The organism is Aeromonas sp. Prich7-2, assembly GCF_017939255.1.
Classification (GTDB): domain Bacteria; phylum Pseudomonadota; class Gammaproteobacteria; order Enterobacterales; family Aeromonadaceae; genus Aeromonas; species Aeromonas caviae.
Map to the genome: position 1 here is coordinate 1 of NZ_JAGKRI010000175.1, position 13,979 is coordinate 13,979.

Genomic DNA, 13,979 nt, shown 5'->3' on the forward strand with positions numbered 1-13,979 from the left:
TGGTCACGCTCTTACTTTGCGGGCTCTTGCGGCGGAGCACCGTTGGAGGTGATCAAGCAATACATTCAAAACCAGCGGGGCTGACGCCCCGGCGAAATTCCCCTCCCACCTACGTCGGAGGGAGTCCCCTTTCGCATTTAAGATGGACATGCGCCCCCAGAACTCCCTGGTGGCCTGGCTGGTCGCCCAGGGGCAGACGGTCTTCATGATCTCCTGGCGCAACCCGGGGGTGGCACAGGGGCAGGTCGATCTCGACGACTACGTGGTGGACGGGGTCATCGCCGCCCTGGACGCCGTGGAGGCAGCCACCGGCGAGCGGGAGGTGCACGGCATCGGCTACTGCATCGGTGGCACTGCGTTGTCACTCGCCATGGGCTGGCTGGCGGCGCGGCGCCAGAAGCAGCGGGTGCGTAGCGCCACCCTGTTCACCACCCTGCTGGACTTCTCCCAGCCCGGGGAGCTTGGCATCTTCATCCACGAGCCCATCATCGCGGCGCTGGAGGCGCAGAACGAGGCCAGGGGCATCATGGACGGGCGCCAGCTGGCGGTCTCCTTCAGTCTGCTGCGGGAGAACAGCCTCTACTGGAACTACTACATCGACAGCTACCTCAAGGGCCAGAGCCCGGTGGCATCCGATCTGCTGCACTGGAACAGCGACAGCACCAACGTGGCGGGCAAGATCCACAACAGCCTGCTGCGCCGACTCTACCTGGAAAACCAGCTGGTGAAGGGGGAGCTCAAGATCCGCCACACCCGCATCGCTCTCGCCAAGGTGAAGACCCCGGTGCTGCTGGTGTCCGCCGTGGACGATCACATCGCCCTCTGGCAGGGAACCTGGCAGGGCATGGCGCTGTTCGGGGGCGAACGGCGCTTCATTCTGGCCGAATCCGGGCACATCGCCGGCATCATCAATCCACCGGATGCCAACAAATACGGCTTCTGGCAGAGCGAGGTCGAGGCGGACAGCCCGGCGCAGTGGCTGGCGGGGGCGACCCACCAGAGCGGCTCCTGGTGGCCCGAGATGATGCGCTTTATCAAAGACCGTGACGAAGCAGAACCCGTCCCCGCCCGGCAGCCTGTCGAGGGGCTGGAGGCGGCCCCCGGCAGCTACGTCAAGGTACGGCTCAATCCGGTGTTTGCCGGCGTCAGGATGCAAGAAGAGGAACCCGCATGAGTACACAACCCCTTGCCGTGGGCCAGAAGGCTCGCCTGACCAAGCGCTTCGGCCCGGCCGAGGTGGCGGCCTTCGCCGGCCTCTCGGAGGATTTCAATCCCCTGCACCTGGACCCGGACTTTGCCGCCACGACGGTGTTCGAGCGCCCCATCGTCCACGGAATGCTGCTGGCGAGCCTCTTCTCCGGGCTCCTCGGGCAGCAACTGCCCGGGAAAGGGAGCATCTATCTGGGCCAGAGCCTCTCCTTCACGCTCCCGGTGTTCGTGGGGGACGAGGTGACGGCGGAGGTGGAGGTGATTGCCCTTCGAAGCGACAAGCCCATCGCCACCCTGGCCACCCGCATCTTCACCCAGGGCGGCGCCCTCGCCGTGACGGGGGAAGCGGTGGTGAAACTCCCTTGAGCGCCAGTGGCCCCCAGAGATACAACCAGCCCGGTCGGGCTGGTTTTATTGCCTGTGCTCGCCCCTTTTTCGGGGCAATTCGGCCCGGGCCCTTTCCCTGCCCCGCCTAACTGCCTAGAATGAGCCCCCGCTGTTTCAGCCATTCATCCAGCTAGAGGATTTCCCATGGAGACGTTTCTGCTCGAAGGTCACCCCTTCGTTGCCTTGTGTGACCTGATCAAGCATCAGGGTTGGGCCGATTGTGGCGGTGCCGCCAAGGCGCTGGTCGCCGAGGGCCTGGTGGAAGTGGACGGTCAGGTCGAGACCCGCAAACGCTGCAAGATAGTCGCCGAGCAGGTGGTCAACTTCAACGGCATGAAGGTAGTCGTGAAAGAAGGCGTCAGCCCCGAGATCCTCTGATCCTGACGCCCTGCCACGCAAGCGCTACCCAGCACAGTGGCCGAGCGGGCGGTCAACTTCAACGGCATGAAGCATGAAGGCCGTGGTGAAGGAAGGGAGCAGTCCCGAGATCCTTTGATACCGGCTTGAACAAGGGCGCCAAGCGCCCTCTGGCCTTCAGCTTGCCTTGATGGAGAGGGTCAGCACAAAGCGGGCCATGGCCTCGTCGCCGTTGCGCGACGGGCAGGTGGCCACCACCTGGATGGGGCGGTTGATGCGCTGACCGCTCGCCAGGGACTCGTCGATCATGGCGTCGATAAGCTCCCCCGCCGCGCAATCAAACTGCACGTCCCCCTCCGGGCGCTTCAAAAACTCCCCTTGCACATCCTTGAAGGCAAAATGCACCTTCTTGCGCCGCGCCCGCCCCTTCTCCATGACCAGGAGCCCCCCCACCAGGTCGGCACCGGTGGCGAGCGCCCCGAAATACATGCTGCCCAGGTGGTTGCGGGTGCGCCAGCCCAGCGGAATGCGGATGCGCAGCGCCCTGGCGTCCATCTGCTCGATGACGGGGGCACAGAAACCAATGACGGGAATGTAGCGCCAGGCGAACAGACGCAGGGCGAGGTTGGCTTTGAGGCGTTGCAGGTCCATTGCAAACTGATCCGATGAGTAAATGTGATACAAATGTTGCCAGTCTGCTTCCCGATAGACAAGCCTCCCGTGCCATCCCTGTGAGCGGCCCCCCAAAGGGTATTTGCAAAATTCATGCAATGGCCAGGTTCTATTTGCCTGGCAAATGATAAAATCGGCCTTTCCTGACCCCGGGTCGCCCCTCTCTTTTCCCTTTTTCCGATTTTTTTCAAGGTCCCGCCCCGGATGACGGGACCATGACGGCCATATTCGAATGAAACACAACGAGAAATACTCCCCGTCTGGGGGCTAGCCCAGGATCCCGCCCCCGCCACTGGGATTATTCGCAGTAACCAAACCCCCTCTCCCTCGCTAGGCTGTGTTCTCAAAATGCTGGTTTTCTGTCCACCAATAGCTCTCGTAAGTAACGAAGGCAGAAAGCCAGCTTGATAAAAGCAGCAAAACTTCCCGCCAGCTTTTCATATCTCGTTGAGAATCGGCGAAACTTCTTCAGCCATCCGAAGCACCGCTCGACCACATTTCGCCTGCGATAACGAGCTTTGTCTAATACCAGAGGTCGTCCCTTATGGTGCCGCTGCTGGTCGCTGCGCTGCGGGATGACTGCTTTTATCCCTCTGCGCCGGAGTTCGGCCCGCAAAGCCCTGCTGCTATAGGCCTTATCTGCGGCAAGATGCGTTGGTCGCGTGCGATAACGGCCTGATGAAGTCGGGATCCTTGCCATGGCCAACGCACTTGTCGCATATCTGATTTCCGCTGATTGCCCCGGCGAAAGGCAGAACCCCAGCGGTAAACCATTACCATCAGTGACCAAGTGAATTTTGCTGCCAAAACCACCACGAGAGCGACCAAGTGCTTGATTCACCGGAGTGTTTTTTTACGCGCTCCGGCAGCATCTTTGGATACCCTGACATTGGAGCCGTCCAGGCACCACAGGTCGAAATCGATGAGCCCTTCTTCATTGAGCTTGAGTTGCAGCGCTTCCAGAATGGCATCAATCCGGCCTGCATCCTGCCAACGCCGGAAGGTGTTGTAGACCGAATTCCATGGTCCGAAACGTTCTGGAAGGTCTCGCCAAGGAGCTCCGGTGTGGAGTATCCAGAGAATGCCATCGAGCACTTGGCGCGGTTCATGGGTAGGGCGCCCGATCAGGCTTCGAGAAGGAAACTGGGGCTCGATAAGCCCCCATTGTGCATCAGTCAGCTGATAACGGTGGGACACGGAATGGATCTTAAGCTGTTGAGAAGATGTGAGATTATATCTTCATCACTTTAAGAACACAGCCTAGGCTGTTGCTGGCCAGGAAGTAGCCACTCGGCACCGGGTCAACCCGTCTACCAATCTCACCATAAGGATAGAGAGATGAGTCACGTGCAACAGTTGTTCAACGGGGGCGAGAGCGCCGGTACTTTCCAGCTCAACTTCAACAACAACCGTGTCTACGAGCTGTTTGGCCGGGAGTACCTCAAGTGCTATGCCAACCTCAGCGCCAAGGGGAAGATGAGCAAGCCCCTGCCCACCGGGCCGCTGAGCTACACCGTCGACTTCGCCATGGATTGCGGCTGCAGTTCGGTGCTGTTTGACTTCAACCTCGCCTACAAGAAGACCTTCGGCAACCAGTTGCAGGCCCCCCTGTGGCGCGAGTCGGACTACGAGGCCGTAGCTGGTGCTCTGCCAGCTGGTGCGCGAGGCACCGGCCAACCGCCTGAGCAACCATGATCAGTTCGCCGAGGCCGAGGCCTTCTTCAACGACGTCAATCTGCCCGACACCGTCCGGGCGGTGGGCAGTGATCCCTATGCCGACAAGGACGGCCTGGTGGAGTTCATCGTGGCCAACGAGCTGCTGGACGATCCCGCAGTCATGGCCAAGCTGGCGGAACAGAAGGCCTACCTCATCGCCATCACCTCCGTGGTCACCGCCTACATCAACCGTTACGCCGAAGCCTATGGCGAGCAGTACAAGACGGACGCGGATCTCTGGGCCAGGGCCCTCTCCAAGATCCCCCTGATGGGGCCGAGCAAGATCGATCAGCAGAGCTACAGCCGCCACATCAAGGGGCTCAGCATCGCCACCGACTTCATCAACTTCATCATGGACGTGGTGGTGAGCCAGGGCACCACGGCGCTGGCCAGCTTCAACAAGTTCCTGCAAAAGCAGGGGGATGCCATCCGCTTCGGGGTGGAGAACAACAAGGACTTCACAAGACCATCACGGTGGGGGTCACAGTGGAAGTGTTCAAGGTGGGCAACGAGCTGGTCTATGTGCCGAAGATCAAGCAGTACCGCGTCAACTTCGACCGCCAGAACAGCAAGTTCACCTCCGCCTGTGCCAGCGCCGAGTTCGTCGACATCTACTTCAACTACCTCTATGCCGCCAACGTGTTCGACTACGAGGCCCTCAAGGACCCCGAGATCAAGCGCGACTTCGACAACTTCATCCAGAAGCAGCGCAAGGCACAAATTGAAGAAGCGGATACCTTCTTCAACGATGACTTCCCGCCCCTGGAACCCAAGCTGGTCAGCCGCAGCAAGGTCACGGTGTAACCCTGCCTGTCAAAAAAAACAGCCGGCAGATGCCGGCTGTTTTTTTAGGTGGGCCTCAGGCCCGTTTCTCTTCAAGCCAGGCCCCCTGGCTCTGCATCTCGAACAGCTGGGCATAATGCCCCCCCAGCGCCATCAGCTCGCCGTGGGTGCCGCGCTCGCTCACCCACCCGCGGGAGAGCAGCAGGATTTCATCGGCATCCACAATGGTGGAGAGACGGTGGGCGATGGCGATGGTGGTGCGGCCACGGCGTGCCGCCGAGAGCGCCTGGGAGAGGGCGAGCTCGGTCTGGGAGTCCACGCTCGCGGTCGCCTCGTCCAGGATGAGGATGCGCGGATCCCCCACCAGGGCGCGAGCAAAGGAGAGCAGCTGGCGCTGGCCAGCGGAGAGGTTCTTGCCCCCCTCCTCCATCAGGGTGGCCAGGCCATCGGGCAGGCGGCGCACGAAATCGGCCAGCTGCACCTCCTCCAGGGCCTGCCAGAGCCGCCCATCCTCGATGCCGTCACGCCCAAGGCGCAGGTTCTCGGCCAGGGTGCCGACGAAGATGAAAGGATCCTGCTGCACCAGGCCGATGCTGCGGCGCACCGCCGAGAGAGCCAGGCCGTTCATGGGGTGATCATCGAAGTGGATGCTCCCCCGATCCAGGGGGTAGAAACCCATCAGCAGGCTGATGATGGTGGACTTGCCGCTGCCGGTGTGGCCCACCAGCGCCAGCATCTGGCCCGGCCGGGTGGCAAAGCTCACATCTTGCAGCACCTGCTGCTCCCCGTCGTAGGAGAAGCCCACCCCGTCGAAGCGTACCCGTCCCTCCAGGGGGCGCACCTCCCCGTCGGTGCTCTCGCGGGTTTCATCGAGCAGGGCGAATACCCGCTCCCCCGCCACCATGGCCTGCTGCAACTGGTTGAGCTGGTTGGTCATCTCGATGAGGGGCTCGATCATCCGCCCCAGATAGCTGATGAAGGCGTAAAGCACCCCCACCTGAATGGCCCCCGCCGTGCTCAGCCCCTCGTGGGCAAACAGGGCCAGCAGACCGATGAGCACCATCATGTAGAAGAGATCGATGAGGGGGCGCAGCAGGATGCCGTTGATCTTGAGGCTCTTGATCCGCGCCTGCCAGTGCTGCTGGTTCACCCCCGCAAAAGCAATGGCGAAGTGGCGCTCCTGCACCATGGCCTGGATCACCGGCATCCCCTGCAACGACTCGTTGAGACGGCTGTTGATGTCGGAGAGCAAGGATCGGGTCGCCCGCACCACGGGCACGCTCAGTTTCTGGTAGAGCCACATCACGGCCCCCACCGCCGGCAGCAGGGTGGCGCACACCAGCATCAGGTGAAAGTCCAGCAGCGCCATGGAGAGCAGGATGCCGCACAGGAGCACCACTTTTTGCACCAGGAGCCCTATCACCTGGACATAGAGGTTCATGATCGCCTCGGTGTCGTTGGTGATGCGGGAGATGAGGGAGCCCGAGCGGTGCTTGTCGAAATAGCGGGCAGGCAGGCGGATGGCGGTGGCGAACACCTGCTCGCGCAGACGCTGCACCACCGCCTGGGCGATGCGGTTGAAGCGCAGGGATTGCAGGTAGAAGCCGGCCGCCGACAACACCTGCAACCCCAGATAACCGGCGGCAAGGGCGGCGATGATGCCCCACTCCAGCCGGCGCGGCGCCAGGTAGTCATCGATGAAGAGCTTGATGAGCAAGGGACCCGCCACCTCGGCGCCGGTGGCGAGCAGCAGGCAGATGCCCGCCTGCACCAGCCAGCGGGGGTAGCTGGCGCAGTAGGCGAGCAGCCGTTTGATGGTTGGATTCACAGACTTGCCTCCAGCGCAACGTTCCACGGGAATTGACTCTCTTTGCTCCCCTCTCCGCTCGCGGGAGCCGGGCGGGGGGTGAAGGAAACCAGGGGCCTTGTCATCCTGTTCACAGGCTCTCCTCCACGTCCTGCTCCAGGCGCTGGTAGCGGACCATGTCCGCGTACCAGCCGTTCCTGGCCATCAGGGTCTCGTGACGGCCCCGCTCGCTGATCGCGCCCTGTTCCAGCACCAGGATCTCGTCCGCCTGCTCCACCGCCGTCATGCGGTGGCTCACCAGCACCAGGGTGCGCTTGTGGACCTTGAGGGCCAGCAGGATCTGCTGCTCGGTGTGGGCATCCACCGCCGAGAGGGCGTCATCCAGCACCAGGATAGGGGCATCCAGCAGCAGGGCGCGGGCGATGGCCAGACGCTGCTTCTGACCGCCGGAGAGGGTCACCCCCTTCTCTCCCACCTCGGTTTCATACCCTTTGGGGAAGCGACTGATGTCGTCGTGAACGCAGGCGATGCGCGCCACCCGCTCAATCTCCTCCCGGCTCGCCTCGGGGCGGCCCAGGGCGATGTTGGCCGCGATGGTGGTGGAGAACAGAAACGGCTCCTGGGGCACATAGGCAAACTGGCTGCGCAGCTCACCCAGCGACAGTTGCGAGATGGGCACCTCCCCCATGCGGATCTCCCCGGCCGTGGGGTTGGCCAGGCGCATCAGCAGCTTGAGCAGGGAGCTCTTGCCTGCCCCGGTGCGTCCCACTATCCCCAGCATGGCGCCAGCCTGCAGGGTGACATCCACCCCCTGCAACAGGGTGCGCTGCTCCAGCCGGTAGCCCAGCCCCAGCACCCGCAGGGGAAAGGCCGAGGCCAGCGCCATGGGATGGGCCGGCTCCTCGATGTCGCTGTGCTCCCCCAGCAGGCTTTCGATGCGCGAGTAGGCGGCGCTGCCCCGCTCGATGATGTTGAACAGCCAGGCGATGGCGAACATGGGCCAGATGAGCTGGCCGAGGTACATGGTGAAGCTGGTGAGCTCCCCCAGAGTCAGCTTGTCTTGCAGCACCAGGGCGCTGCCCCCTGCGACAGCCAGAAAATAGGAGCAGCCGATGCACAGGTAAATCACGGGGTCGAACTTGGCGTCGATGCGGGCCACCGCCATGTTGCGCTCCCCCGCCTGACGGGTCAGCTCGGCAAAGCCCTCGTCCTCTAGGGATTCGACCGCGTAGGATTTGAGCACCCGCACCCCGGAGAGGGCCTCCTGGGTCTTGTTGTTGAGGCGGGAGAAGGCCCCCTGAGCCGCCTTGAACTCCTTGTAGATCTGGGTCCCGAAGCGGTTCATGAAGAAGGCCATCACCGGCAGGGGCAGCAGGGAGAGCAGGGTCAGCTGCCAGGAGTACTGGCTGCACATGATGGAGAGCACCAGGATGCCGACGATGAAGGAGTCCACCAGGGTCAGTACCCCTTCCCCTGCGGTCATCTCCACCGCCTGGATGTCGTTGGTGGCGTGGGCCATCAGATCACCGGTGCGGTGGCGCTGGTAGAAATCCGGGCTCATGCGGGTGAAGTGGCTGAACAGCCGGTTGCGCAGCACGTAGGCGAGCCGGTAGGAGGCACCGAACAGCATGACCCGCCACACGTAGCGCAGCAGGTAGATAAGCAGTCCCAGGCCAAAAAGCCCCGCCAGATAGCCGGTCAGGGTGCCGCTGTCCAGGTCACCCTTGGCGATGCCATCCACCACCCAGCCCACCACCTTGGGGGGGATCACGGTAAACAGGGCCACCAGCATCAGCAGGGAGATGGCCACCAGATAACGCCGCCACTGATCCTTGAAAAACCAGCCAAGCCGCAAAAATACGCTCACAGAGAAGTCCTTGGTCGCGGCGCGCTGCCGCGTGATCATGAAGAGAAGCTCAATACAATCGCCCCCTGGCGGGGGCGAACGAGTGGGTCATCATAGCCTGAAGCGGGTGACTTGAGAACGATTGCTATCTTGCCCTCCCTCAGAGCCGCTTGTCGGGGGGCGAAAACGGGAAAGCGACCGACTCCTGCTGCTCCCCGGTGAGCAGGAAGTGGGAGACCTCCTCCCGGGTCTGGGTAAAGACCTGCTGCAACTGGTTGAGCTCCCCCTCGCTCAGCTCCTCCTGCAGCCGCAGCCGCCACTCCAGTTCCCCGGCCAGCAGTTGCAGGCGGGAAGCGGAGATGTTGGCCGAGACCCCCTTCAGGGTATGCAGCAAGCGGCACGCCACTTCGGGCTGCTGGCGACGCAGGGCGGTGCGGATGTCCCACAGATCGTCCTTGTGCTCGGAGAGGAACAGCTTGAAGAGGATCTGCAGCGCCTCCCTGTCATGCTCCAGCCGGCGCAGGGCATCCTCCAGATCCAGCACGCCCATGAGGGCCGGCGGCTTGACCTCGATGGGCACCTTGGGCTCCCCGCCGCTGCTCTTCACCCATTGCAGCAGGTTGTTGTAGAGATCGAGCTTGCTCACCGGCTTGGTGACATAGCCGTTCATGCCGACGCCAAGGCAGCGCTCCCTGTCCCCCGGCATGGCGCTGGCGGTGAGGGCGATGATGGGCACATCATGCTTGTCCACCATCTTGCGGATCTGGCGGGTGGCATCCAGCCCGTCCAGCACCGGCATCTGCAGATCCATCAGGATGACGTCGAACGGCTGCTCCGCCACCTGCTCCACCGCCTCGCGGCCGTTGTCCACCACGGTGACCTTGGCCTCCACCCGGCGCAGGTACTCCAGAATGAGCTGCTGGTTGACCCGGTTGTCCTCGGCCAGCAGCACCCGGGTACCACGCAGCAGCTCCCGGAACTGCTGCTGATCCCCCTGTGCCTCCGCCTGGCGGACCTTGCTGTCATGGGAGCTGCCGTTGAGCAGTTCGTCCACCTTGGCCAGCAAGGCGTTTTCGGTCATGGGCTTGGCCAGGAAGTGGGTCAGTCCCATGCTTTCCATCCGCCCGTGCAGCCCCTCCCTGGACCAGGCGCTGGTCATCAGGACAGGCAGGCGCCGCCACTGGCTGTGCTGGTACATCTCGAGGGCCAAGTCCAGGCCATCCTCCTGACCCATGCGCCAGTCGAGGATGGCGAGGCGGATGTGATGCCCCTCTTCACGCAGCACCTGACGGGCGCGGGAGAGGCTGTTGACCGTGATGACGGACGCCCCCGCCCGCCCCAGGATGTCCTTGGCCAGTTCCAGCACCAGCTCATTGTCATCCATCATCAGGATCAGGGGCTGGTGATCGAAGAAGACCCGGCGCCCCGAGACCCCGTACACCGCTTGGGAGATGGGGATCTCGAACAGGAAGGTGGAGCCCACCCCGGGTTTGCTCTGCACGGTGATCTCCCCGCCCATCAGCCCCACCAGGCGCTGGGAGATGTTGAGGCCAAGCCCGGAGCCGCCATATTTGCGGGTATTGCCCGCCTCCAGCTGGGTAAAGGGCTGGAACAGCTGGGCCTGCTTCTCCGGGGCGATGCCGATGCCGGTATCCCGCACGCTGAAACAGACCCGCATGGGATGCTGGCTGGTGAGGGTGATGGCCACCTCCACCTCGCCCCGCTCGGTGAACTTGATGGCATTGTTCACCAGGTTGACCAGTACCTGACCGAGGCGCAGCGGATCCCCGCGCAGAAAGTCGGGCACGGCGGGAGACTTGTTGATGATGACCTCGATGTGCTTGCGCTCCGCCAGATCCGCGAACATGGCGGCGAGGGAGTCGAGCTGCTCGCTGAGATCGAAGTCGATCTCCTCCAAGGTCAACTTGCCGGACTCCACCTTGGTGAGATCCAGAATGTCGTTGATGAGCAGCAGCAAGGTGTCCGACGAGGATTTGATCTTGTTGAGATAGTCCCGCTGCTGGGGATCCAGACTGGTTTGCAGTGCCAGGGCGCTGAAGCCGATGATGGCATTCATGGGGGTGCGGATCTCGTGGCTCATGTTGGCCAGGAAGTCGCTCTTGGCCTGGGCCAGCAGCGCGGCATGGCGAGAGAGCTCGCTCAGCTTCTGGTTGCGACGCCACAGGGTCGCGGCCACTAGCGAGAAGCAGAGCAGCGCCCCCCCCAGCACCATCAGGTAGAAGCGGCTCTTGAGGGAGGAGGCCCGCTCCAGCTTGCTCTGCTTCCAGGCGGGCAGTGAGCTCAGCCCCTTCATCTCCACCACCTGATTGCGCAGGCGATGGTACTCCATCACCTGCTGATTGAACTCCTGGCCCAGCCGGACGAGGGCCGCGACCCTCGGCTGCTCGCCATAGCGGTCAAGCAGGTGCTGCTGGAGTTGCAACAGTTGTCGCTGCTCGTTCTGATCCCAGCTACGTCTGAGGTAGTGGTGCAGGCGCATGAGTTCGGTCAGGTCGCGGTACTGCGCCTCACCGACCGGCAGGGTGCCTTGCAACGCCTTGAGCTGGCCCTGGAAGCGGGGAGCCAGATACTCGATGGTCATCTCCATGGTGTAGAGCCTGGCGAGATCCAGCAGATAACCGTCGATGTCCCGCTGCAACGCCTGGGAGCCGGGGTCGTCCACCGACTCCGGATCCTCGTGCACCAGCCTGACGAACCTGTCCAGGTGACTGGAAAGCAGGCTCAGGCGTTGCTGTACGCTGCCATCGCTGGCCTTCTCGCGCCCCAGCAGATAGACGGTATCGGTATTGACCCGATTGAGCACCATCTCAGCCGCCACGCTCAAATCGAAGGCACGCTGCTGCTGGCTGAGCAACTGCCAGCAATAGGCAGAAAAGCCCACCAGCGATACGATGATAAGGCCAAAGACAACACGATTGCCCCGTGCAACACTCTTCATCCCGTCTCGATTCTCATGTCATGGTCGGCCATCCGGTGACATCAGGTCACGGCCGGAGGCCAACTGTGAAAAACCACTGAGTGCTATGTTACCGTTAGTCGGCGCTCTGATTGCAATAAAGATGTTGCCGGGCCATGAAATAAGGAAGCAATTATGTCACTTGTCACCACCTATTGTAGCCAATGCTTTACCCGCAACCGCCTGCCTGTCGAAAAAGCAGACTCAAACGCGAAGTGTGGCCGCTGTCGTCACGCCCTCTTCGAACAAACCCCGGTGGCGGGGCGTCAGGCCAGCTTCGATGCCCTGATCCAGTCCGACATCCCGGTGGTGGTGGACTTTTGGGCAAGCTGGTGTGGCCCCTGCCTGCAGTTTGCCCCCGTCTTTCAGGAGGTCGCCCGGGAGCTTGAGCCCCGCCTTCGCTTCGTGAAACTCGATACCGAGCAGGAGGCCGCCATCGCAGGTCGCTATGGCATTCGCAGCATTCCTACCCTGATGGTCTTCCAGCGGGGGGAGATCCTGGCACAGCGCAGCGGCTCCCTGCCCAAGAGCCTGTTCAAGGAGTGGCTGCTCTCCTTCACCTCCCCCGTCAAATGAAAATGAAATGTTTCATTTCTGTTTGATTGAAGATCCATTTTCACTTGACTCTGTGAGCCGCCACATGATTTGACCATATCCCCCTGTTTCAAACAGGGGGATATATGTAACCTCGGCATCACAACAACAACCATAAATTAACCGAGAGAACGTTATGCACACATCGGCTGTACCTCCGACTCCCCCCTCACGCTGGCTGGACATCAAGTCCGGGATCGTCATCCTGGATCTGCTCCTGCTCTGCGCCATGCTGGCATGGCTCCCGTTTGACCCCATGGTCAACAAGGGGCTGGCCATCCTGATCTTCATCGCCATCCTCTGGCTGACCGAGGCAGTGAACATCACCATCACTGCCATCTCCATCCCGGTGCTCGCCACCCTGCTCGGGGTGTTCGACATGAGCAAGTCGCTGACCGACTTTGCCAACCCCGTCCTGTTCCTCTTCTTTGGCGGCTTTGCCCTCGCGGCAGCCCTCTCCAAGCAGGGACTCGACACCCAGATCGCCGGCAAGGTGATGCAGCTCGCCAAGGGACACCTGGGCTGGGCTTCCATCGTGCTCTTCACCATCACGGCCGCCCTCTCCATGTGGATCAGCAACACCGCCACCGCGGCCATGATGATGCCGCTGGCACTCGGCATGCTGAAGGGGCTGGACGTTCACAAGGAGCGCCGCACCCTGGTCTTCGTGCTGCTTGGCGTCGCCTATAGCGCCAGCATCGGTGGCATCGGCACACTGGTGGGCAGCCCCCCCAATGCCATCGCCGCCGCTCAGATGGGCTTGGGCTTCACCGACTGGCTGGAGTTCGGCATCCCCGTGGTGATCATCTTCATGCCGGTAGGCATCGGCCTGCTCTATCTGGTCACCCGTCCTAATCTCTCCCACCAGGTCAGCACCGAGCAGGTCACCATCGAGTGGACAGGCCAGCGCAAGGTGACCCTGGCCATCTTCCTGACCACGGTGCTGCTGTGGATTGGATCCCAGCCTCTTGCCAAGGCACTGGGCGGCATTCCCCAGTTCGATACCCTGATCGCCATGGGCGCCATCCTGGCCATCGCCGTCAGCCGGGTCGCCAGCTGGGATGACATCAACCAGAACACCGACTGGGGCGTGCTGCTGCTGTTCGGGGGTGGTCTCACCTTGAGCGCCATCCTCAAGCAGACCGGGGCCAACGCCTTCCTGGCGGAGCACCTCTCCAGCGGCCTCTCCTCCATGCCCATCTTCGTGATCCTGCTCTGCCTGGCCGCCTTCGTGGTGTTCCTGACCGAGCTGGTCTCCAACACCGCCACCGCCGCGCTGCTGGTGCCGCTGTTCGCCGGGGTGGCCGAGGCTCTGGGGGTCTCCCCCATCGTGGTCTCCGTGCTGATCGCCGTCGGCGCCTCCTGTGCCTTCATGCTGCCGGTGGCCACGCCCCCCAACGCCATCGTCTTCGCCAGCGGCCATATCCAGCAGCGGGAGATGATGCGGGCCGGCCTGGTACTGAACCTGGTGTTCACCGTCATCCTGACCATGCTGGCCTATTTCATGGGGGATATCCTCCACTGAGGTTCGCCCCCTAATGCCCCTCCAAGCCCCGCATCGCCGGGGCTTTTTCTCGCCCCGAAACCACCGCACTCCCTACCCGTGACATCACGGCGACATTAACTCGCAC

Annotated in this window: 11 protein-coding genes and 2 pseudogenes; 8 read left to right on the plus strand and 5 right to left on the minus strand. The window is 62.5% G+C overall.

What is annotated here, in order from left to right; all coding sequences use genetic code 11:
* The 4 genes and pseudogenes from J9892_RS20245 to ybcJ form a co-directional block, all read left to right on the plus strand.
* A partial coding sequence (locus J9892_RS20245; protein WP_210538025.1) for a transposase occupies positions 1-84 on the plus strand: 84 nt, incomplete at its 5' end.
* A 58-nt stretch (positions 85-142) separates the two neighbouring features.
* Positions 143-1,174: pseudogene (locus J9892_RS20250) on the plus strand (alpha/beta fold hydrolase); the annotation flags it as partial.
* Positions 1,171-1,575 (plus strand): MaoC family dehydratase, encoded by a 405-nt coding sequence (locus J9892_RS20255; RefSeq protein ID WP_010674881.1) that lies wholly within the window; start codon positions 1,171-1,173, stop codon positions 1,573-1,575. The pseudogene J9892_RS20250 and the gene J9892_RS20255, both read left to right, overlap by 4 nt.
* 165 nt (positions 1,576-1,740) lie before the next feature.
* On the plus strand, positions 1,741-1,974 hold the full coding sequence (gene ybcJ / locus J9892_RS20260; RefSeq protein ID WP_010674882.1) for a ribosome-associated protein YbcJ: 234 nt from the start codon (positions 1,741-1,743) through the stop codon (positions 1,972-1,974).
* A gap of 156 nt (positions 1,975-2,130) precedes the next feature.
* Here the strand turns inward: ybcJ and J9892_RS20265 are convergent, their stop codons facing one another.
* Positions 2,131-2,604 carry a DUF4442 domain-containing protein gene (locus J9892_RS20265; protein ID WP_010674883.1) on the minus strand — a complete coding sequence of 158 codons (474 nt, stop codon included), beginning with the start codon at positions 2,602-2,604 and terminating at the stop codon, positions 2,131-2,133.
* A gap of 364 nt (positions 2,605-2,968) precedes the next feature.
* Positions 2,969-3,822 (minus strand): IS5 family transposase gene (locus tag J9892_RS20270; RefSeq protein WP_113725556.1). Its coding sequence is split into 2 segments (ribosomal slippage): positions 2,969-3,480 and positions 3,480-3,822, totalling 855 coding nucleotides; the frame shifts between segments, so codons are not numbered across the junction.
* Positions 3,823-3,963: 141 nt separating this feature from the next.
* On the opposite strand from J9892_RS20270, the gene J9892_RS24810 reads away from it, so the two are divergent.
* Both J9892_RS24810 and J9892_RS24815 read left to right on the plus strand, forming a co-directional pair.
* Entirely contained in the window at positions 3,964-4,320 is a 357-nt protein-coding gene (locus J9892_RS24810) for a hypothetical protein (protein WP_223917421.1), read from the plus strand.
* Positions 4,321-4,429: 109 nt separating this feature from the next.
* A pseudogene (locus tag J9892_RS24815) lies at positions 4,430-5,145 on the plus strand (hypothetical protein).
* A gap of 55 nt (positions 5,146-5,200) precedes the next feature.
* On the opposite strand, the gene J9892_RS20280 reads toward J9892_RS24815, so the two are convergent.
* The 3 genes from J9892_RS20280 to J9892_RS20290 form a co-directional block, all read right to left on the minus strand.
* Positions 5,201-6,952 carry an ABC transporter transmembrane domain-containing protein gene (locus tag J9892_RS20280; RefSeq protein ID WP_049636011.1) on the minus strand — a complete coding sequence of 584 codons (1,752 nt, stop codon included), beginning with the start codon at positions 6,950-6,952 and terminating at the stop codon, positions 5,201-5,203.
* 109 nt (positions 6,953-7,061) lie between these two features.
* A complete protein-coding gene (locus tag J9892_RS20285) occupies positions 7,062-8,798 on the minus strand; it encodes an ABC transporter transmembrane domain-containing protein (protein ID WP_029314593.1) in 1,737 nt (578 codons plus the stop codon).
* 139 nt (positions 8,799-8,937) lie between these two features.
* Positions 8,938-11,736 (minus strand): response regulator, encoded by a 2,799-nt coding sequence (locus J9892_RS20290; protein ID WP_045524566.1) that lies wholly within the window; start codon positions 11,734-11,736, stop codon positions 8,938-8,940.
* 153 nt (positions 11,737-11,889) lie between these two features.
* Here J9892_RS20290 and trxC point away from each other — a divergent pair, with 153 nt between their 5' ends.
* Positions 11,890-12,330: a thioredoxin TrxC gene (gene trxC, locus J9892_RS20295; protein WP_010674892.1), complete on the plus strand. Its 441-nt coding sequence runs from the start codon at positions 11,890-11,892 to the stop codon at positions 12,328-12,330.
* Between the two features lie 154 nt (positions 12,331-12,484).
* Positions 12,485-13,873 (plus strand): DASS family sodium-coupled anion symporter, encoded by a 1,389-nt coding sequence (locus tag J9892_RS20300; protein WP_043155181.1) that lies wholly within the window; start codon positions 12,485-12,487, stop codon positions 13,871-13,873.
* Positions 13,874-13,979 lie beyond the last annotated feature (106 nt).